This is a genomic window from Planotetraspora sp. A-T 1434 (assembly GCF_025420585.1).
Lineage (GTDB): Bacteria > Actinomycetota > Actinomycetes > Streptosporangiales > Streptosporangiaceae > JAOEGB01.
Window position 1 is genome coordinate 37,263 of record NZ_JAOEGB010000018.1, and the last position, 19,638, is coordinate 56,900.

The window sequence follows — 19,638 nt, forward strand, 5'->3', positions numbered from 1 at the left end:
ACGCTACGGACCCTTCCGGTCAGGTCCTGTCCTGAAGTCTGGGCAGACTTGAAGCCATGTTGGAGACCTCGGCGCGGTTGCTGCGTCTGCTGTCGCTGTTGCAGGCCAGGAGAGACTGGCCGGGCGCGGCCCTTGCGGAGCGGCTGGAGGTGAGCGAGAGGACGGTCCGCCGCGACGTCGAACGGCTTCGCGACCTCGGATATCCGGTGCACGCGACGAGGGGCACCGACGGCGGCTACCGCCTGGGAGCGGGCGCCGCGATGCCGCCGCTCCTGCTCGACGACGAGGAGGCGGTGGCCGTGGCGGTCGGGCTGCGGACCGCCGCCGGAGGTACCGTCGCCGGCATCGAGGAGACGTCGGTGCGGGCGCTCGTCAAGCTCGAACAGGTCCTGCCGTCCCGGCTGCGGCATCGGGTCAACGCGGTGCAGGCCTACACCGAGCCCGTGCCGGCGGACCGTCCGGGCCCGAAAGTGGACCCGGCCGTGCTGACCGCGCTCGCGGCCGCGTGCCGGGACCGGGAGCGGCTGCGGTTCGACTACCGGGGCCACGACGGGTCGGCCGGTCTCCGCACGGTCGAGCCGCACCGACTCGTCTCCTGGGGCCGCCGGTGGTACCTGGTGGCCTGGGACGTCGACCGCCAGGACTGGCGGACCTTCCGGGTGGACCGTGTGGAGCCGCGAACGCCCACCGGCCCGCGCTTCCCGCCCCGCGAACCGCCCGAGGGCGGCGCCGCCGCGTACGTCGCGCGCGGGGTCTCGGCGGCGGCGTGGCGTCATCACGCAAGGGTCGTCGTGCACGCGCCCGCCGAGGTCGTGTCCGAGCGCGTCAACCCCGCGGTCGGCGTCGTGGAGGCGCTGGACGGGCGGACCTGCGTCCTGGTCACGGGCGCGGACAGCGTGCACACGCTCGCCGTCCATCTCGGCCTGCTCGACCTCGACTTCGAGGTGACCGAACCCGCGGAGCTCGTGGAGCACATCCGCGCGCTGGCGGCTCGCTACGTCCGCGCGACCCCCGGCGCGCCGGAGAAGGCGGCCCCCGCTGCGCCGGACGCCGGCCTCGACTGCGCCGGAGAAGGCGAGTCCGGCGCGCTCAACGGGGCATGATGGTGGCCCTGAGGCCGCAGCCACAACGGGAACAAAGGAGTTTTGAGATGGGCCGCGCGTTCGAACTGCGCAAGGAAGTCGAGCTGGAGGCCAGCCCTGAGCAGGTGTGGGAGGCGATCGCCACCGGCCCGGGAGTGGACTCCTGGTTCATGGGACGCAACGTGGTCGAGCCCGGCGAAGGCGGCATCGTACGGCTGACCCTGGGCGGCCAGAGCCAGGAGAACACCGTGACCGCCTGGGAACCCGGGAAACGACTCGCGCACCGCGGCGCCGAGCCCGACGACGGAAGCTTCATGGCGATCGAGTACCTCCTTGAAGGACGCGACGGCGGCGGCACCGTGCTACGGATGGTCCAGAGCGGCGTCCTCGGCGACGACTGGGAGACCGAGTACGAGGCCATGAAGACCGGCTGGGACATGTACCTGCACAAGCTGGTCCAGTACCTCACCTACTTCCCCGGCCGGAGCGCGACGCCGGTCTTCGCGATCAGGCAGCAGGGGACCGACCCGGAGCGGGCATGGGAGGCTTTCACGCGTGAGCTCGGGCTGTCCGGCACCGTGGCCGAGGGAGATAAGGCGCGGATCACGCTGGACGGATCGGACCCCGTGGGAGGGGAGGTCGAAGGGGTCGTGGACTACGTCGACCACCCGATTTTCCTCGGCGTGCGTACTCCCGACGCGTTGTACCGGTTCATCCATTCGGGCCCGGCCCGGGGCAATGTGGTCGTCCTCGGGCACCATCTCTTCTTCGACGCGGACCAGCACAAGGCCGAGGCCTCCTGGCAGTCCTGGCTCGACGCCGTACTCACCTGACAGGGCCCGGCCCGTCCGGAGCGCACACCGAGGGCCCGCGTCAGCCTGCCCTTCGGCCGCCGCGAAACCCACCCACCCCCGAGAGGAACCGCTATGACCGAGACGTCGAACGAATCCGCGCCGACCGCGGAGTTCACGATCACCCGGGTGTTCGACGCGCCCCGCGAGCTCGTCTTCCAGGCGTGGACGGACCCCGCGCACTTCACGCACTGGTTCGGCCCGCGCGCCTTCACCACGCCGCTGTCGAAGATCACGATGGAGCCGGCGCCGGGCGGCGAGTGGCGGGCGATCCTGGTCTCCGGCGACGGGATGGAAATCCCGCTGTACGGGACCTATCGCGAGGTGGCGGGGCCCGCCCGGCTGGTGTTCACCACCGGCGATCCGGACAACACGGCCGGAGACCTGGCCTCGGTCGTGACCGTCGACCTGGCCGACCTCGGCGGCAAGACCGAGATGACGTTCCACCAGGCCGGGGTCAACACCGACGAGGCGCACGCCGAGCAGTCCAGGGCCGGGTGGATCGAGTTCTTCGACCGGCTCGCCGAGCATCTGACCGGGCACCTCGCCGGCGACACCACCGCTTGACCGGTGCTCGCAGGCGACATCCTTCGGGTGCCTCCCGGCTGAACGAAACGCGCCCGGACTGTTCGTCCGGGCGCGTTTCGGTGGGAGGGCGAAAAGTGTGTGCCGGGTGCCGGCCGTACTGCGGAGATAAGGCGAGGTCAGGCCTTGTCGGTCGCGGTGTAGTAGGGGTAGCCGTATCCGACGACGGAGTCGGTGGACCGGGTCCGGACCTCGACGGCGCCGTTGCCGGTGTTGCCCTCGACGGTCTGGATGGTGCCGTCACCGTTGTCGCGGATGACGAAGCCGACATGGTCGATGTCGTCGAAGGACTTGCCGCCGCTCCAGCCGAAGAAGACCACGGCGCCGGGCGTGGCAGCGGTGCCCCAGCGGTTGTTGGCGGCGAACCACCGGGCGTGCTGCACGGTGTAGGAGTCGGAGCCCAGGACGGGCGTGATGCCGAGCCTGTCGCCGACCCAGGAGACGAACATGTCGCACCAGGCGGCGTTGGCGTAGCCCGAGAGGGTGCCGCCGTCGCGGGCGAGGGTCTGCTGGGCGCGGGGGGTGGACATGTACCAGGCCTGAAACTTGGTGCCCCCGCCGAGGCTGTTCTCCCTGATGCCGACCTGGCTCTGGGCGAGCCTCAACAGCTGGGACGGGCTGACCTTGGGCAGTCCGACGGCCGCCTGGGCGAGGGGGGTGACGTTCGAGTAGCCGACTTCGGTGACTTGCGGTGTGTCGGCGACGTCCGCGTGGGCCGCCGTGGTTCCTGCCAGCACCGCCGAAGCGAGTGCGCCGCTGACAAGGGCAGCACGAATACAGGTGTTGAGGGCTCGCATGGTGGGGTCTACTCCCTTGCTTCCATGCCGCCTACCGGGTTAGCTGACGGGTTCGGGCTGGAAGACGCCCTACGGCACTAGGTGCCGATTCACCCCAGGAGAGGTGGGTCCCCGGCTCCGCGCGGACGCGGACTCGGCGGCCGGGCGGCCATCCGGCTGGATGACCGCGTCGGTCTGAGGCTGGCACCCTTGACCAGAGATTTGGACAGGTATGCCCGAGTTGCCTAAAAGGTAATAGACAGACCGAAACCGGTCAAGTAAGGACAAGTCAGGTTTTACTTGTCACGTCCTCGTTAAAGCCGCTGATGATCGGGGTAGGGAACCCCTCTCGCGGGCCCGGGCCGTACGGCGCCGCCCGCCGGTGGCGGCCGACCCGGCGGCCCGGTGAGCCGTGCCGAAGGCCGTCACGTCGGGGACTCCGGCACACGGCCGGGCCGCTCCGGATCCCCGCGCTGGGCGGCGATTGAGCGCGCCCCGGCGGCAGTGACGTCCCGCCGCCGATCCCTGAGCCGCGATCTCGCAGGTCACCGCCCCGTGCGGGGGCCGTACGGCGACGCCACCGGCCGCCGGCGAGCGCCGGAGCGTCTGGATCGGGACGCGTCCGGAGCAGCAGGCCGTTGGCCGGGTTTCGCTCCCAGCGAACTCCGACCGGCCCCGCGCGGCCCCGAAAGGTCCCGCACGGTCCCCCTGGCCAGGGCGGCGGACGCACCCCTCCGGCGAGGCGCTTCCTTAAGGGGTCCCGATGTCCGTGTTAAAGGTAAGGAAATCTTCCTCGTCCGGTTGACGGGCATTTTGGTAGATCGCTTTGATTGGGGCATTTACGGTCCCCCAAAAGGAGTGTCTCGTGCCCCGATCGGTGCGCGGATCCGTTACCGCCGCGGCCCTGGCCGTCCTCACCGGCCTCGCCCTGCTGCCCGGCATCGCCTCGGCCTCCGACGCGAAGTCTTCGAGAGCGAAGGCCGCCCCCGGGGCGCACGCCGCCCTCAGGGCCCCGGCCGCGTTCACGCATCCGGGTGTGCTGGTGAGCAGGGCGCAGCTCGACTTCGTCCGCGCCAAGCTGACGGCGGAGCCGTGGAAGTCGGCGTTCGCACAGGTCAAGGCCAGCCCGCTGGCCTCGCTCTCCTACAAGGCCAAGCCGCGGGCCGTCGTCGAGTGCGGGCCGAGCTCCAACCCCAACTACGGCTGCTCCGACGAGCGGGGCGACGCCCTGGCCGCCTACACCGACGCGCTGCTGTGGTATCTCACCAGGAACGCGGCCTACGCCAAGAAGGCGATCGAGATCATGGACGCCTGGTCGGCCGTGATCACCAGTCACACGAACTCGAACGCGCCGCTCCAGACCGGGTGGGCGGGGGCGTCGTTCTCCCGGGCCGCGGAGCTGATCAAGCATACGTATTCGAGCTGGCCCAACGCCGCGAGGTTCGCCACGAAGCTGCGCACGGTCTATCTGCCGGTGGTCGGCGGCACGGCCGCGCGGGACAAGAACGGCAACTGGGAGCTCATCATGACGGACGCGGCGATCGGCATCGCCGTGTTCCTCGACGACAAGACGGCCTTCGACAAGGCGGTCTCCACGTGGCGGGGCCGCCTGCCCGCCTACATCTACCTCAAGTCTGACGGGCCGCTGCCCAAGCAGGCGCCGGGCAGCAAGTACGACACGTCAGCGGAGATCATCAACTATTGGGAGGGTCAGACGACCTTCGTCGACGGTCTGGCGCAGGAGACCTGCCGCGACTTCGGCCACACCGGCTGGGGCATCGAGGCGGCCATCCACGTCGCCGAGACGGCCCGCATCCAGGGCCTCGACCTGTACGCCGAGGGCAAGGAGCGGCTCAGGCTGGCCATGGGCTTCCACTCGCAGTACGAGCTGGGCGCGGCCGTCCCCTCGTGGCTGTGCGGGGGGAAGCTGAACACGGGCATCGGCCCGGTGTTCGAGGTCGGCTACAACGCGCTGGCGGGCCGGCTGGGCTACAGCATGCCGCGCACCCTGCAGGTCGTGCAGAAGTACCGGCCCGCCGGGGCGAACTACTTCCTGGCCTGGGAGACCCTCACCCACGCGGGCAACCCGAACTGAGCGGGGGCTACCCGAACTGAGCGGGGGCTACCCGAGCTGGGCGGGGGCTACCGCCAGCCCTCCGGGTCGACGCCGCCCGGCACGGCGGCCGCCGTGCCGTACGGCTCGCGCGTGAAGACGAACGTGTTGACGTCGAGGTGCACGCCCGCGGGGGAGCGGACGACCTGGAGGGTCTCGCCGGCGTAGTAGCCGTCGAGGCCGAGCCAGGTGCCGTCGGCCTGGGCGGCGAAGCGGGAGGCCCGGCCGTGGCCGTTGACGGGGCTCAGCGACAGCCCCCGCCTCGGCAGGACCCGCAGCACGTACGCGGTGGGCCCCCAGTACCACGGCCCGGTCAGCGCCAGCAGGTCCTCGTCGACGGGGGAGGGCGCCCACTCGGCGGGCAGCGGCGGCTCGTGCTGGGCGAGGATGTCGAGCAGGTCGGTGTCGAGCGGGCCGCGGATCCCGGACGTGGCGTTGGCCAGCCACAGCACGGCGACGCCGTCGGCCGGGTCGGCCCAGAACGTGGACAGGAAGCCGGGCATCGACCCGCCGTGCCCGGCCAGCCGGCGGGCGCCGCCCGGGCCGGTGTGCCGTACGAGCTGGAGGCCGAGGCCGTAGCCGCGCGTCCAGGCGTCGCCGTCCTCGACGATGGCGGGCTCGCGCATCTCGGCGACGGTCTCGGGCCGCAGGACGCCGCGGGTCTCCCCGGCGACGAAGGCCGCCCAGCGGGCGAGATCGGCGGCGGTCGACCACAGCTGCCCGGCGGGGGCCATCGCCCCGTGGTCGTTCTCCGGCTCGGGGAGCAGCACGTCGGCCCAGGGATGCACGGCGTAGCCGGTCGCGTGCGGCGCTCGTGGGCGCGGCGTGGTGTCCCGCATGCCGAGCGGCTGGAGGATCTCCTCCCGCACGGCCTCCTCCCAGGGCGCCGTCCGCTTGCGCGCGACGAGCTCGCCGAGCAGGGCGAAGCCGACGTTGGAGTAGTGGTAGCGGCGGCCCGGGCGGTGCCTGGCCGACTCCGGCCCGAGGGCGGCCAGCAGCGCCGGCACGGAGACGCCGGGCGTGCGCTCCCACCAGTCGCCGGGCGATTCGGCGGTCAGCCCGCCGGTGTGGGAGAGGATCTGCGCGATCGTCACGTCGCCGACCGGGGTGCCGGGCACGTGCTTGTCGAGAGGATCGAGCAGGTCGAGCTGGCCCTCGTCACGCAGCCGCATCACCATGGTCGCCACCATGGTCTTGGTGAGGGACCCGATGCGGTACTGGGTCGTCTCCTCCGGGGGCTTGGCCCCGACCCGCCCGCGGGCGCCGAACCAGCTGATCTCGCCGCCCCGGACCAGCGCCGCGACCAGCGAGGGCACCCTCGCGTCCGCCTGCTCGATCGCCAGCCTGCGCAGCAGCGCGCGGGCCGTCCCTTCCAGAACCATTACCCCTCCAGAGCCATTGCCGCAGTCCCTCCGCGTCGCGATCGCACCAGGCTAGCGCCCGATCATCGGTGAGTTCGCTGATGCCGGGGATGGCGCGGCGACGCACGGGCTGGGGCAGAATGCCACCCATGACCACCCCTCCCGGCGGCTCTTCAGGCGATCCCGCGGGCAGGCCGCCCGGTGCCCTCCTCGACTGCGTGCTCGAACGGATCACGTACGCCAACGAGGAGACCGGCTACACGATCGCGCGGGTGGCGACCGAGCGCGGCGGCAACGAGCTGCTGACCGTCGTCGGGCCGCTGCTCGGGGCGCAGGTGGGCGAGTCGCTGCGGCTCACCGGCCGGTGGGGGTCTCATCCCCGGTACGGCAGGCAGTTCGAGGTGTGGTCCTACACCACCGTGCTGCCGGCGACCATTCAGGGCATCCAGCGCTACCTCGGCTCGGGGCTGATCAAAGGCATCGGCCCGAAGATGGCGGAGCGGATCGTCGACCACTTCGGCACCGACACACTGCGGGTGATCGAGGAGGAGCCCGCCCGGCTGGTGGAGGTGCCGGGCCTCGGCCCCAAGCGCACGAAGATGATCGCGGCGGCCTGGGAGGAACAGAAGATCATCAAAGAGGTGATGATCTTCCTGCAGGGCGTCGGGGTGTCCACGTCGATCGCCGTGCGAATCTTCAAGCAGTACGGCGAGGAGTCGATCGACGTCGTCCGCAAGGAGCCCTACCGGCTGGCCGACGACGTGTGGGGCATCGGCTTCAAGACGGCCGACACCATCGCGCAGGCGGTGGGCATCCCGCACGACAGCCCCGAGCGGGTGAAGGCGGGCCTGCGCTACACCCTGTCGCAGGCGGCCGACGACGGCCACTGCTACCTGCCCGCGCCCAACCTCGTGGCCGACGCGGTCAAGATCCTGGAGGTGTCGGCCGAGCTGACGGCCGCCTGCCTGGAGGAGCTCGTCGCCGAGGAAGGGGTGGTCCGGGAGGAGGTCCCCGCGGGGGAGAGCACCGTCCCGGCCGTCTATCTCGTGCCGTTCCACCGGGCCGAGCGGTCCCTGGCGGGCACCCTGCTCGGGCTGCTGTCCTCCGGGCACGACCGGCTCAAGGTCTTCACCGACGTCGACTGGCCCACCGCCCTCGACTGGCTGCGCGGCCGGACCGGCGCCGACCTCGCCCCAGAGCAGGCCCAGGCCGTACGGCTCGCGCTGTCCGAGAAGGTCGCCGTCCTCACGGGCGGGCCGGGCTGCGGCAAGAGTTTCACCGTCCGCTCGATCGTGACGCTGGCCAGGGCGAAGCGGGCCAAGGTCATTCTCGCCGCGCCGACCGGCCGGGCCGCCAAGCGGCTCGCGGAGCTGACCGGCCACGAGGCGACGACCGTGCACCGGTTGCTCCAGTTGCGGCCCGGCGGCGACGCGACCTTCGACCGGGACAACCCCCTCGACGCCGACCTGGTCGTGGTCGACGAGGCGTCGATGCTCGACCTGCTGCTGGCCAACAAGCTGGTCAAGGCCGTCGCCCCCGGTGCTCATCTGCTGTTCGTGGGCGACGTCGACCAGCTTCCCTCGGTCGGCGCCGGCGAGGTCCTGCGCGACCTGCTCGCCGCTCCCGAGATCCCGCGCGTACGGCTGACGCAGATCTTCCGCCAGGCCCAGGAGTCCGGGGTGGTGGTCAACGCCCACCGGGTCAACACCGGGCAGCAGCCGCTGGTGCGGGACTTCCCCGACTTCTTCCTGTTCCCCTGCGAGGAGCCCGAGGAGATCGCCGCCCTCACGGTCGACGTGGTGGCCCGGCGGATCCCGGCCAAGTTCGGGCTCAACCCCCGGCGCGATGTGCAGGTGCTGGCCCCGATGCACCGCGGGGCCGCCGGGGCGGGCGCGCTCAACATCGCCCTGCAGGAGGCCCTGACGCCGTCCCGGGAGGGCATGCCCGAGCGGCGCTACGGCGGGCGGGTCTTCCGCGTGGGCGACAAGGTCACCCAGCTTCGCAACAACTACGACAAGGGCGCGGCGGGAGTGTTCAACGGCACGGTCGGCGTGGTCACCGGCCTGTCGCTGGAGGAGAGCAAGCTGACCGTGCTCACCGACGAGGACGAGGACGTCGACTACTCCTTCGACGAGCTCGACGAGCTGGCCCACGCCTACGCGGTCAGCATCCACCGCTCCCAGGGCAGCGAATATCCCGCCGTCGTCATCCCCCTGGCCACCAGCGCGTGGATGATGCTGCAGCGCAACCTGCTCTACACCGCCATCACCCGGGCGAAGAAGCTCGTGGTCATCGTCGGGTCCCGGCGAGCGCTCGCGCAGGCCGTACGCACGAGGGGAGCGGGCCGCCGCCACACGGGCCTCACCCACCGGCTCCACACGTCCTGAGAGCGGCCGCGCGGACGTGTCCGAGGTGCCGGGCTCTTGTGTCCTGACGTGCCGTTTCCACGTGGCCTGACCGGCAGGGGATAAATCACTGACTGGGGGATTGATCCTTTTTGGCGCGGACCTTACCCTGTCTAAACGGGTTCTACCCACTTCGGGACCGAACTGTGATCTAACTCATCCTGAAATAGCACAAATAATAGGCATCCCCTAATAGGGTCTTGAGGTGCCCTTTGCGCCCATGGGGGAGAGGTTGTGCTGAGCGCTCACTTTGGTTCGAGGTTGCCGATCGCCGGAGTCGCCGTGGCCATGGCCGCGGTTCTGACGGCATGTTCCGGCGGATCCGCCACGCCCGGGTCGCCGGGGGGCGGCGGACCCGGTGACGCGACGACCCAGAGCCCGGCCGGGCCCTCCATAAAGATCAGCCCCGTCAAGGGCAGCGCCAAGGTCCGCCCGGACAAGTCCGTGGTCGTCACGGCGGCCAACGGCTCACTCGAAGAGGTCACCGTCCAGGCGGGCGGTGAGTCGGTCGAGGGCGAGTTCGACTCGGCCCACGCCAAGTGGACCTCCAAGCAGCCGCTCAAGCCGTCGACCACCTACACGGTGTCGGCCAAGGCCAGCGGCGCGGGCGGCCCCACCACGGCGACCAGCCAGTTCAGCACGCTCAAGCCCAAATACGAGCTGGCCGTCGCCGACGTGACGCCCGGCATCAAGGGCGAGACCGTCGGCGTCGGCATGCCGATCATGGTGACCTTCAACCAGGCGGTCACCGACAAGGCCGCGGTCGAGCAGGCCCTCGAGATCGAGGCCGAAAAGCCCGTCACCGGCGCATGGCGCTGGATCAACGACCGGCTGGTCATGTACCGGACCGCCAAGTACTGGCCCGCCCACCAGAAGGTCACCTTCACCGCGCACCTCGCGGGCGTCCACGGCGGCAAGGACATGTACGGCACCGAGGACCACACCACGACGATCAAGATCGGCGCGGCGTGGATCAGCACGGTCAACACCAAGACCCACATCATGGTCGTCAAGCGGGACGGCAAGACCGTGCAGACCATGAAGATCAGCGCGGGTAAGGCGACGACCCGCGAGTACACCACGACCAGCGGCATCCATCTCACGATGGAACGCGGCAACCCCGTGACGATGATCTCCCCAGGCAAGAAGGAGGGCGACCCCGGGTACTACAAGGAGGTCGTCAACCACGCCGTGCGCATCTCCAACAGCGGCGAGTACGTCCACAGCGCCCCGTGGTCGGTCGGGTCGCAGGGCCGTGCCAACGTCAGCCACGGCTGCGTCAACGCCCGGCCCGACCAGGCCAAGTGGTTCTACGAGAACTTCCACCGCGGCGACGTCGTCAAGATCGTCGGTACGACCCGCATCCTGGAGTGGAACAACGGCTGGGGCTTCTGGCAGATGCCGTTCAAGCAGTGGAAGAAGGGCAGCGCCCTGGAGTCGTAGGCGCCGGGGGACCGGCTTGCGCGGCCGACGCCGATGATGTGAGCCGTCAGCCCAGTGCCAGCCGTACGGCCCGGCCCAGCGGCGTGGGAGCGCCGGGGTGCAGCGGCTCGGCGAGGAAGAACGGCACCTGGGACATGAACCGCGGCCGGGCGCCCCGGTGCGGCTGCGCGGCATGGACGAGAAACGGGTGACACAGGTACACGTCGCCGGGAAGCCCGGTGGCGTACGCCAGGGGCCGGTGGGCGCTGGCCTCGTCCAGGATCGGGCCCGAGGTGAAGAACGGCAGCCCCTCCTCGCCGTACGGCTCCAGCGCCCGGGCGGCGTCGAAATGCGACCCGACCCGGATCCGCGTCGGCGCGTCGTCCGGGCCGACCTCGGAGAACAGCAGCAGGGCCAGCATGGTGCGCGGCCTGCCGGTGACCACTCCCCACGCGCCTTTCGGGCCGGGGTCGTTCTGGTCGATGTGCCAGCCGGTGTCCCCGGCGTCCGACGGGTGCGGGAACCGGATCGGCGCGTTGCCCACGCTGCCGCGCGGCGCCCAGCCACCCCGTCCGGCGAGCTGATCCAGCGCGGCGGAGAGCCGGGGGCTGCGGATCGCCTCACCGAACGGGCCCGCACCGGTGTGGTCGGTGGCCCAGATCACGGGCTTCGTCCACTCCGACGGCCTGTCCGGGGACAGCCCGATCATGTCCCACATGAGGGCGCGGGCGCGGTCGCCGGCCTCCCGGGGAAACGCCTCCTCGATCTTGAGGAATCCATCCGTGACGAAGCGGTCGAGGTCCGCGTCGCTGAAGAGCTCCATGCCGCCGACGCTAGCGATCTCCCGTCGTCCCGGTCGACCGGTTTTCCCCGCACCGCCGTGAGGTGACCGGACGAGGTCAGCGGCCGCCAGGTCGGCGCGCCGCAGGCTGGGCCCCGAGGTGCCGGCGCAGCCCTCGCGCCGGCGAGCTCGGCGACGTACCGGCCATCAGACGAGGGCGAGCTGCCTCGCCGGGGAGCGGCGGCGGCGCCAGCGGCGGGTGTCCTGGCCGATGCCGTAGGCCGCCGCCAGGCCCCGGACCTGCTCGGCGATCCGGCTCCGATAGTCGGGGTCCGCCGTGGGGCCCTTGCCGTACAACGCCTGATAGCGGGGCACCAGCCCGGGGTGCTCGCGTTCGAGCCAGCCCAGGTAGGACTCGCGGGCGCCGGAAGGCAGGCGAAGCACGACGGGCGTCACGCTGACCGCGCCCGCCTCGGCGGCCCGTCGCACGGTGGACCGCAGGTGATCGGCCGAGTCGGTGATCAGGGGCAGGATCGGCGCCATCAGAACACCGCACGGGATGCCCGCGTCGTTCAGCGCGGCGCAGACCTCCAGCCGCCGCTGCGGGGTGGCCGCGCCCGGCTCGACGGCCCGGCGGATGCGGTCGTCGACGAACCCGACCGACACGGCGGCGCCGACCTGCGTCACCTTGGCGGCGTCGCGCAGCAGGTCGAGGTCGCGCAGGACGAGAGGGCTCTTGGTCAGCACGGTGAACGGGTTCCCGGCGTCGGCCAGGGCCCGGACGATGCCGGGCATCAGCCGGTAGGTCTCCTCAGCGGGCTGGTAGCAGTCGCCGCTCAGGCCGAGCGCGACCGGATCGCCGTCCCAGCGCGGGGCGGCCAGCTCGCGGCGTAACCGGTCCGCCAGGTTGGTCTTGACGACGATCCGGGAGGCGAAGTCCTCTCCCGCGTCGAGCCCGAGGTAGCGGTGACCACGCCGGGCCGCGCAGTAGCGGCACCCGGCCTCGCACCCGCGGTAGGGACTCACCGCCCACCGGTAGGGGAGCTCGGCGGCCTCCGGCACGCGGTCGATCGCGGTCCGCGCCGGCACCTCGTAGCACGTGATGTCGCCGAAGACGCGGGTGACGGCCTGCCGTTCGATCCGGGGCCGCGCGGGTCCTCCGTCGAGGAGCGACTGCTGGACCCCGGGGGCGGCCCCGGAGCCGGAAGAGGCGTCGCGACGCATGGAGATCAGTAGAACACGCATTCGACCCCCACGCCAAGTGGCCACGCCGTACGGCAGGCCCCCACGCCCCCCACCGCGGAGGCGGCCGGGAGACACCGGGCTCCGGCGGCGCGCACGGCGGCACGTCTCCCTGGCAGACGCGACCACTGGGCCGATTGGCATGTTGGGGCACCCGCTGGGGCCGGTTCTGTCGCCCGCGAAGCTCAACCTCTAATCTGGGACAAGCGTACCGTTTTTATGGAGGATCCCCCATGGCCTGGCTCTTGCTCGCCGCCGCGATCGCCTCGGAGGTCCTGGCCACCTCCGCCCTGAAGCTGAGCGACGGGTTGTCTCATGTCGCCTGGACCGTGGTGGTCGTCGCCGGATACGTCGCCTCGTTCATCCTGCTGGCCTGGACTCTGAAGCTGCAGATGCCGGTCGGCATCGCCTACGCGGTGTGGGCGGGCATAGGCACCGCGGCGATCGCCCTCATCGGCACGCTGTTCCTCGGCGAGGGGATGAACCTCACCAAAGTCGCCGGTATCGTGCTGATCATCTGTGGCGTCGTGGTGCTCAACTTGGCCGGGTCGCACTGAGGCGTCGTCGCGATATGAACGCACAGCAAAGCAACCGGGCCGTGCCCGAACAGGCCAACTCGCCGCCCGTACCGCCCGGCACGCCGGTCCGTGACCCGGTCCGTGACCCGGTCCGTGACCCGGTCCGTGACCCGGCCAGGGAGCCTGTTCGCACGGCGGGTCCCGAGGCAGGCAGTGGCCCGGGAGGCGCGACAGCGCGTGAGGCGGTCGGCGGGGATCCGGCGGCTCTTGGAAGGCGGCGGCAGGAACGGGCGCTGCGCCGCCGGGAGGCGCTGCTGGACGCGGCGGTCGCGCTGCTCGCCGAAGGCGGCTTCGCGGCGGTGACGCACCGGGCGGTCGCCCGGCGGGCCGGGATCCCGCTCGCGGCGACGACGTACTACTTCTCCTCCCGCGACGAACTGGTCGCCCAGGCGTTCGGCCTGCTCGTGGACCGGGAGCTCACTTCGATGCGCGCCTCCCTCGACTCCGTGCGCGACCGCTCGCCGGAGCGGCTCGCCGAGGTGCTGGCCGACGTGTACGCGCTCGACCGGCCGAGGCAGCTCGGCCTGTGGGAGCTCTATCTGCAGGCGGGCCGCGACCCGGCCCTGCAGGGCATCGCGCGGGGGTGGACGGACGGCTGTGAGGAGATCGTCGCGTCCGTGCTCGGGCGGGCGGGCTACTCCTACGGGCGGTCCGAGGTCCGTTTCGTCACCACCGTGCTGTCGGGCCTATGGCTGGAGGACGTCGTGGAGGCGCGCCCGGAAGGGCGTGATCGGGCCAGGGATGTGGTGGCCCGCGCGCTCAGGGCGATCAGCTGACCCCGTAAGGTCGGTAGGGTCGAGCCATGATTGTGCACCTCGCACTGGCCGAAGACTGGGCCGAGGCGGAAAATACGGGCGAATACCGGGTGTCAACGCTGGGCCGGACGCTGGAGGAGGAAGGGTTCATTCACGCCTCCGCCGACCTGGAGCAGGCCGAGGGCGTAGCGCGCCGTTTCTACCGCCACGTCACCGAGCCGCTGGTGCTCCTGACGATCGAAGAGGACCGCCTCGGATGTCCGGTGAAGTATGAGGTTCCCGAGGGGACGACCGAGGCGTTCCCGCATATCTACGGCCCCGTGCCCGTGACAGCCGTCGTCGCCGTCACCCCGTTCACCGCTCCTGCCTGATCACTCGCGTCGGTCGTGACCGCCATGAGGGCGGGCCGTGGGAGCTTGCCGTACCGCTCATGGGCCGGCCATCCCGGTGAGCAGGCTGGCGACGAGCGTCTCGGCGAACCGGCGGGTCAGAGGCTGGCCGGGGATGAGCATCCGGTGATATCAGGCCCCCCAGAGCTGATCGACGACGACTTCCGGATCGACATCGCCCCGTGGCCGGCCGCGCCGTGGAGTGTCCGATTCGTTCAAGACGGCGGTACGGCGAGGCCCCTAGCGTGGGCTTCATGGCACCTTCCTTCGATCTGATCGGCCTCGTGGTGGCCGACCTGAGCAAGTCACTGGCGTTCTACCGCCGCCTGGGCCTGGACATCCCGGCGAGCGCCGACACCGAGCCCCATGTAGAGGTGACTCTGCCCGGCGGGCCGCGGCTCGCTTGGGACACCACTGAGACCATCCGTTCCTTCGACCCCGGGTGGACGCCCCCCAGCGGGAGTCCCCGGATCGGGCTCGCCTTCCGCTGTGACGACCCCGCCGAGGTGGACCGCGTCTACACCGACCTCGTCGGCGCGGGTTACGAAGGGCACCGGCAACCGTGGGACGCGTTCTGGGGCCAGCGGTACGCGATCGTGCACGACCCGGACGGCAACAGCGTCGAACTCTTCGCGGCACTGCCGACCACCTGAGCCCGCCGTCCCGGCCCCGGACTCCTATCTGCTGCGCAGCGTCCGGCTATGGAAGCGATACCTCGACCACGCCTTCCCGGGTGCCAACCCCGCCGGTTTCGGCGACTACGTCGCCGCGATTGAAGCGGACTTGCGCCGGCCGGGCAGGATAGCCGTTGTCGGCAAGCTGGGCAGGGCCGCCCCGACTGATGCGGGAGCCCCGTTTGCCGAAGTCCGATGCCCGTGTGGGACGGCCCGATCGATGAGGGTAGGGGCACTAGCTGAGGAGGGTGCTGAGCGGCACTCCGGCCAGCGCCTTCACCTCCCGGGCGAGATGGGCTTGGTCGGCGTATCCGGCGGCTACCGCCACGTCCGCGAACGGCATACCGGTGCGGGCCATGTCGACCGCGCGGTTCATCCGCAGGATCCGCCCCAGGGTCTTCGGGCCGTAGCCGAACACGGCCAGGCAGCGCCGGTGCAGCTGCCGCTCACTGATGCCGGCCTCGGCGGCCATGTCTGCCACGGGTGCACCGGCCACGACACCCGCCGCGACGCCGGCCATCACGGGGTCAGGGGAGGCTGCCTCACGGAGCCTTCCGGCGGAGGCCCACTCCAGGGCCGCGCCCGGGTCCGCGACCGCGCCGGCCTGATCGGCCAGGCGCCGGACCCGCACGGACGGCCAAAGATCCGACAGCGGAACCCGGCGGTCGCGGAGCTCGTGCGCAGGCACTCCCAGGACGGCCGGACCCCTGCCGGGGGCGAAGCGCAGCCCGACATACCGAGCGCCCGGCGAGCCCGGCACCAAGTGCGCCTCGGTGTCGGGCCCGGCCACGAGCAGTTCGCCGTCGGCCCAGATGAGATCCATGCAGCCGTCCGGCAGCACCCGCTGCGCCGAGCCCGACGCCGGCAGGGTCAGCCGCCACAGGACCGCGCCCGGCACCCGCGACGCCCGCTCCTGATACATGCCTGCAGTATCCCGCGCCGGTGAGCCATGGCGGCCCGCCGCATGTCGCCCCACGGCCCCCGGGCCGGCCACCCCCGGAGCGCCCCTCGGGCACCCCGCTTGTCCGGTCAGGAGCCGGTCGCCGATCGCGGCCGGGCGCCAAGGGGGGCGCCACCGCGTGGCAGGGCCGCCGACCACCGGGGCGAGCTGCCCCACAGAACCCTTGCTGGTGCGTTCAGGAGCCGATAGAGGATCGGGGCCGGGCGCTGAGGCGGCTGCCACCGAGGTCGGCGCGGTCACCGGCGGCCCGGCCGCTGGACCAGCCGGCCCAGTCCGAGAGCGCCCGCCGTCCCGCCTTGCGAACCTGCGGGAACATCTGCTGGTACACGCGGCTCACCTCGGCCCTGCGGTCGAGCAGCACCAGGTCGGTCGACCGGCCGGTGACCGGCTCCGCCTCCTGCGCCGCTCTGCGCTCGGCGGCGCGCAGCCGTTCGCAGACCCGGTTGACGTATCCGGCCATCCAGCTCTTGCGGTAGCTGATTGTCGTGTGCCCGGGCGGCGCGGCGACCCGCAGCACTCCCGACGCCATCTGAAGGCACAGCGAGGTGAACAGCATCTCGACGAGGGCCAGGTCGGATCGGTAGCCGACGACCTGCACCTCCGACACCTGCCCGATCTTGCGGTAGATCGACTGACAACGCAGCGCGGCCGCCACACCGGCGAGCAGGGTCCGCCGGTCCGGCTGGTAGGGGTTGCCCACCCGGATGGTGATGCACCCGACCTCGTCGGCCACCTTCCCGGCATCGGCGAGCATGGCCTGCTCGATTCCGTAGGCGGCCATGATGCCGCAGGCTCTCTCCAGGTAGATGGCCGCCTCGGTCTCGCTGGTGTTGGGATGCTCGGCCACCGCGAGCAGCTTGCGCACCAGTTCGAGCTTGCGCTCGGGGATCTCGGTCATCCGGGCCATCCCTTCCATGCGGACGACAGCGCCGCCGGCACACGCCGGTCGGGCGACGGGGCGCCGGCCACCACCGACCGGCGTCAGACGCAACCGTACGACCTGCCACCGACAGTTACGGATCCGTCTCTGATCGTCACAGACATCGGCCGCCCGGAACGGGACTCAGACGCACAGCCTCTTCTCCATGCGGCGGGCGGCCAGCCACAGCCCGCCCACGGCCATGACGGCCAGATAGGCGGCGTGGCCGGCCAGACCCACCCCGAGCACGCCGGTGCACAGCCCGCGGACCAGCTCGACCGCGTGGTAGAGCGGCGTCAGCTGGATCAGGATCTCCACGCCCAGCGGATAGTTCTGCACGGGGGAGAAGGTGCCGGAGAACAGGAACAGCGCGAACTGGCCCGTGCTCATCAGGTCGAAGTCCTGCCAGCCGCGCATGAGCGTGCTGATCCACATGCCGACCGCCCCGAAGGCCAGCCCCACGAGCGCGGTGGCGGGGAAGGCCGCCAGCGCCCAGCCGGGCGTGGTCAGCCCCAGCGCCACCATGACGCCCAGGAAGATCCCGGTGTAGACCGAGCCGCGGACCATCGCCCAGGTCAGCTCGCCCATCGCGACCTCGATGGGCCGCACAGGAGTGGCCAGCACCGCCTCGAACGTCTTCATGTACTTCAACTTGAAGAAGAAGTTGAACGTCGTCTCGGCCAGCGCGCCCGACATCGCGGACACCGCCAGCATCGCGGGGGCCACGAACGCCGCGTATGACATGGTCCGCCCGCCGACCGTCAGGTCGCCGACCAGCGCGCCGACGCCGACGCCGATCGACAGCAGGTACAGCAGGGGCTCGAAGAACCCGGACACCAGGACGATCCAGTAGGACGGTCCGGAGCGCAGCGCGCCCACATTGCGGCTGATCACGGCGCTCACCCTGCCGGGCGAGACCCGGGACGCCACCAGCGTGGTCATCATCAGTCTTCCAACCTCCGGTGGAACGCCCTGACGGCCAGGAAGACACCCACGGCCGAACACGCGAGCAGATATCCGGCATGCGCCGCGACCGGCCAGGCCGGCGCGCGCCCGAGCGTGGCCGCCCGGCACAGCTCGACCGCGTGCCACAGCGGCGACACGTACGCCACGGGCCGCACCACCGCCGGGAGCTGCTCCACGGGGAAGAACACGCCCGCGAAGAGCGTCGAGGGAATCACCACGAACCGGAAAAGCAGCGCGAAGTAGCTGTCATGGTCGATGCTGGCGGCGAACGCGGTCACCGGCGCGGCCGCCGCCACCGTGAGAAGAGCGCAGACGAGCGGGGTGACGAGCGCCCACGGCGAGTGCAGCCCACCGAAGAACACCACGACCAGCAGAAACGCGAGAACGGCCCCCTCGACCCGGAACACCAGATACAGCAGGTGCCCACCGATCATGTCGGCCGGCCGTACCGGTGTGGCCCGCATCGCGTGGTAGCCCCGCACCCACTTGAAGTCGCCAAGCACCGAGAAGGTCGACTCAGCGATGGCGATCTGAAACGCGGTCGAGGCGAGCACGCCCGGCACTATCCACGACAGGTAATCGACATCTTGAATAGATCCGACATATCGGCCCACGCCGATGCCGATGCTGATGAGGAACAGCACCGGCAGGACGAACGAGGAGAACACCGACGCCTGCCACAGCCGCCGGTAGAGGGTCAGATGACGCTCCAGCACGGCGACCGTGGGATGCACAGCTCCAGCGGTCATGTCAGTCCACCAGCGTCCGGCCGGTCAGGTGAAGGAACACGTCCTCCAACGTCGAGCGGCGCACGAGCACGCTCGCGGGCGTCAGGCCCCGCCGGTGCACCTCGGCCACGGCCGAATCCCCGTCGTCGGCGTAGACGAGCACCCGGTCGGGCAGCGGGTCGACCCGCTCACCCACCCCATCGAGCTTGGCCGCGTAACCGGCGTTGCCGTCCAGCCCGTCCGGGAAGCGCAGCTCGACCACCTCGGCCGTGGAGTAGCTCTGGATGAGAGAGCGCGGCGACCCCTCGGCGACGATCTTCCCGCCGTCCATGACGACGAGCCGGTCGCACAGCTGCTCGGCCTCGTCCATGTAGTGCGTCGTCAGCACCAGCGTCGTCCCGCGCTGCTTCAGCCGGAACAGCCGCTCCCACAGCAGATGGCGGGCCTGCGGGTCGAGGCCCGTGGTCGGCTCGTCCAGCAACACCAGGTCGGGCTCGTTCACCATCGCCCGCGCGATGGTCAGGCGCCGCTTCATGCCGCCCGACAGCGGCTCGACCTTCCCGTTGGCGCGATCGGACAACTGCACGAACTCCAGCAGCTCGTCGGCCCGCCTGCGGCCCTCGGCCCTCGACAGTCCGAAGTAGCGCGCGTAGGTCGTGAGGTTCTCCCGGACCGTCAGGTCGGGGTCGAGATTATCGAGCTGCGGGCACACCCCCAGCCGACCCCGGATCGTGGCCCCGTCACGCACCGGATCCATCCCGAGGATTCGCAACTCGCCAGACGTGGGCGCGGACACGCATCCGATCATTCGCATGGTGGAGGACTTCCCCGCCCCGTTGGGCCCCAGGAAGCCGAACGCCTCACCCGGCGCCACCTCCAGGTCGATCCCATCGACGGCGGTAAAGTCCCCGAAGCGTTTGACCAGGCCACGAGCGAAAATCAAAGGTTGGTCAGCCACACGTCGAGACACTAACGAACCGCCCCGACATTTCCGCAAGCGATTATTCAGCCCGTACGGCAGGCACCCCCGGCTCGGGCCGCGAGCCGGGC

At 71.0% G+C, this 19,638-nt stretch carries 19 protein-coding genes and 1 riboswitch; of the genes, 10 read left to right on the plus strand and 9 right to left on the minus strand.

Annotated features, from left to right (window positions below; genetic code table 11):
* The first annotated feature begins 56 nt into the window (after nucleotides 1-56).
* From N5079_RS22810 to N5079_RS22820, 3 genes are all read left to right on the plus strand, one after another.
* On the plus strand, nucleotides 57-1,103 hold the full coding sequence (locus N5079_RS22810) for a helix-turn-helix transcriptional regulator (RefSeq protein WP_261586013.1): 1,047 nt from the start codon (nucleotides 57-59) through the stop codon (nucleotides 1,101-1,103).
* A 47-nt stretch (nucleotides 1,104-1,150) separates the two neighbouring features.
* Entirely contained in the window at nucleotides 1,151-1,915 is a 765-nt protein-coding gene (locus tag N5079_RS22815; protein ID WP_261586014.1) for an SRPBCC family protein, read from the plus strand.
* 93 nt (nucleotides 1,916-2,008) lie between these two features.
* Nucleotides 2,009-2,500, plus strand: coding sequence for an SRPBCC domain-containing protein (locus tag N5079_RS22820; RefSeq protein WP_261586015.1), 492 nt, complete (start codon nucleotides 2,009-2,011; stop codon nucleotides 2,498-2,500).
* A 137-nt stretch (nucleotides 2,501-2,637) separates the two neighbouring features.
* Here N5079_RS22820 and N5079_RS22825 read toward each other — a convergent pair whose 3' ends face one another.
* On the minus strand, nucleotides 2,638-3,315 hold the full coding sequence (locus tag N5079_RS22825; RefSeq protein WP_261586016.1) for a CHAP domain-containing protein: 678 nt from the start codon (nucleotides 3,313-3,315) through the stop codon (nucleotides 2,638-2,640).
* A gap of 14 nt (nucleotides 3,316-3,329) precedes the next feature.
* A riboswitch (cyclic di-AMP (ydaO/yuaA leader) is annotated at nucleotides 3,330-3,464 on the minus strand.
* 695 nt (nucleotides 3,465-4,159) lie between these two features.
* Between N5079_RS22825 and N5079_RS22830 the strand changes: the two genes are divergently transcribed.
* A complete protein-coding gene (locus N5079_RS22830) occupies nucleotides 4,160-5,389 on the plus strand; it encodes an alginate lyase family protein (RefSeq protein WP_261586017.1) in 1,230 nt (409 codons plus the stop codon).
* Nucleotides 5,390-5,436: 47 nt separating this feature from the next.
* Here N5079_RS22830 and N5079_RS22835 read toward each other — a convergent pair whose 3' ends face one another.
* Nucleotides 5,437-6,789: a serine hydrolase domain-containing protein gene (locus N5079_RS22835; protein WP_261586018.1), complete on the minus strand. Its 1,353-nt coding sequence runs from the start codon at nucleotides 6,787-6,789 to the stop codon at nucleotides 5,437-5,439.
* A 128-nt stretch (nucleotides 6,790-6,917) separates the two neighbouring features.
* Here N5079_RS22835 and N5079_RS22840 point away from each other — a divergent pair, with 128 nt between their 5' ends.
* Nucleotides 6,918-9,155, plus strand: a complete 2,238-nt coding sequence (locus N5079_RS22840; protein ID WP_261586019.1) for an ATP-dependent RecD-like DNA helicase — start codon at nucleotides 6,918-6,920, stop codon at nucleotides 9,153-9,155.
* Between the two features lie 252 nt (nucleotides 9,156-9,407).
* The gene (locus N5079_RS22845) at nucleotides 9,408-10,616 is read left to right on the plus strand and encodes an Ig-like domain-containing protein (protein ID WP_261586020.1); all 1,209 of its coding nucleotides are present in this window, start codon (nucleotides 9,408-9,410) and stop codon (nucleotides 10,614-10,616) included.
* A 46-nt stretch (nucleotides 10,617-10,662) separates the two neighbouring features.
* On the opposite strand, the gene N5079_RS22850 is transcribed toward N5079_RS22845, so the two are convergent.
* Complete coding sequence (locus N5079_RS22850) at nucleotides 10,663-11,418, minus strand: phytanoyl-CoA dioxygenase (RefSeq protein WP_261586021.1); 756 nt, start codon at nucleotides 11,416-11,418, stop codon at nucleotides 10,663-10,665.
* A gap of 165 nt (nucleotides 11,419-11,583) precedes the next feature.
* Nucleotides 11,584-12,621, minus strand: a complete 1,038-nt coding sequence (locus N5079_RS22855) for a radical SAM protein (RefSeq protein ID WP_261586022.1) — start codon at nucleotides 12,619-12,621, stop codon at nucleotides 11,584-11,586.
* A gap of 230 nt (nucleotides 12,622-12,851) precedes the next feature.
* Here N5079_RS22855 and N5079_RS22860 point away from each other — a divergent pair, with 230 nt between their 5' ends.
* From N5079_RS22860 to N5079_RS22875, 4 genes are all read left to right on the plus strand, one after another.
* On the plus strand, nucleotides 12,852-13,175 hold the full coding sequence (locus tag N5079_RS22860; protein WP_261586023.1) for a DMT family transporter: 324 nt from the start codon (nucleotides 12,852-12,854) through the stop codon (nucleotides 13,173-13,175).
* A gap of 14 nt (nucleotides 13,176-13,189) precedes the next feature.
* Nucleotides 13,190-13,972: a TetR/AcrR family transcriptional regulator gene (locus N5079_RS22865; protein ID WP_261586024.1), complete on the plus strand. Its 783-nt coding sequence runs from the start codon at nucleotides 13,190-13,192 to the stop codon at nucleotides 13,970-13,972.
* A gap of 26 nt (nucleotides 13,973-13,998) precedes the next feature.
* Nucleotides 13,999-14,322, plus strand: coding sequence for a DUF952 domain-containing protein (locus tag N5079_RS22870; RefSeq protein ID WP_261586025.1), 324 nt, complete (start codon nucleotides 13,999-14,001; stop codon nucleotides 14,320-14,322).
* 272 nt (nucleotides 14,323-14,594) lie between these two features.
* Complete coding sequence (locus N5079_RS22875) at nucleotides 14,595-14,993, plus strand: VOC family protein (protein WP_261586026.1); 399 nt, start codon at nucleotides 14,595-14,597, stop codon at nucleotides 14,991-14,993.
* A 256-nt stretch (nucleotides 14,994-15,249) separates the two neighbouring features.
* On the opposite strand, the gene N5079_RS22880 is transcribed toward N5079_RS22875, so the two are convergent.
* From N5079_RS22880 to N5079_RS22900, 5 genes are all read right to left on the minus strand, one after another.
* Nucleotides 15,250-15,936 carry a helix-turn-helix transcriptional regulator gene (locus N5079_RS22880; protein ID WP_261586027.1) on the minus strand — a complete coding sequence of 229 codons (687 nt, stop codon included), beginning with the start codon at nucleotides 15,934-15,936 and terminating at the stop codon, nucleotides 15,250-15,252.
* A 214-nt stretch (nucleotides 15,937-16,150) separates the two neighbouring features.
* Complete coding sequence (locus N5079_RS22885) at nucleotides 16,151-16,873, minus strand: DUF2786 domain-containing protein (protein ID WP_261586028.1); 723 nt, start codon at nucleotides 16,871-16,873, stop codon at nucleotides 16,151-16,153.
* Nucleotides 16,874-17,038: 165 nt separating this feature from the next.
* The gene (locus N5079_RS22890; protein WP_261586029.1) at nucleotides 17,039-17,836 is read right to left on the minus strand and encodes an ABC transporter permease; all 798 of its coding nucleotides are present in this window, start codon (nucleotides 17,834-17,836) and stop codon (nucleotides 17,039-17,041) included.
* 2 nt (nucleotides 17,837-17,838) lie between these two features.
* Complete coding sequence (locus tag N5079_RS22895; RefSeq protein WP_261586030.1) at nucleotides 17,839-18,609, minus strand: ABC transporter permease; 771 nt, start codon at nucleotides 18,607-18,609, stop codon at nucleotides 17,839-17,841.
* Between the two features lies 1 nt (nucleotide 18,610).
* Nucleotides 18,611-19,546, minus strand: a complete 936-nt coding sequence (locus tag N5079_RS22900; protein ID WP_261586031.1) for an ABC transporter ATP-binding protein — start codon at nucleotides 19,544-19,546, stop codon at nucleotides 18,611-18,613.
* Between the last annotated feature and the right edge of the window lie 92 nt (nucleotides 19,547-19,638).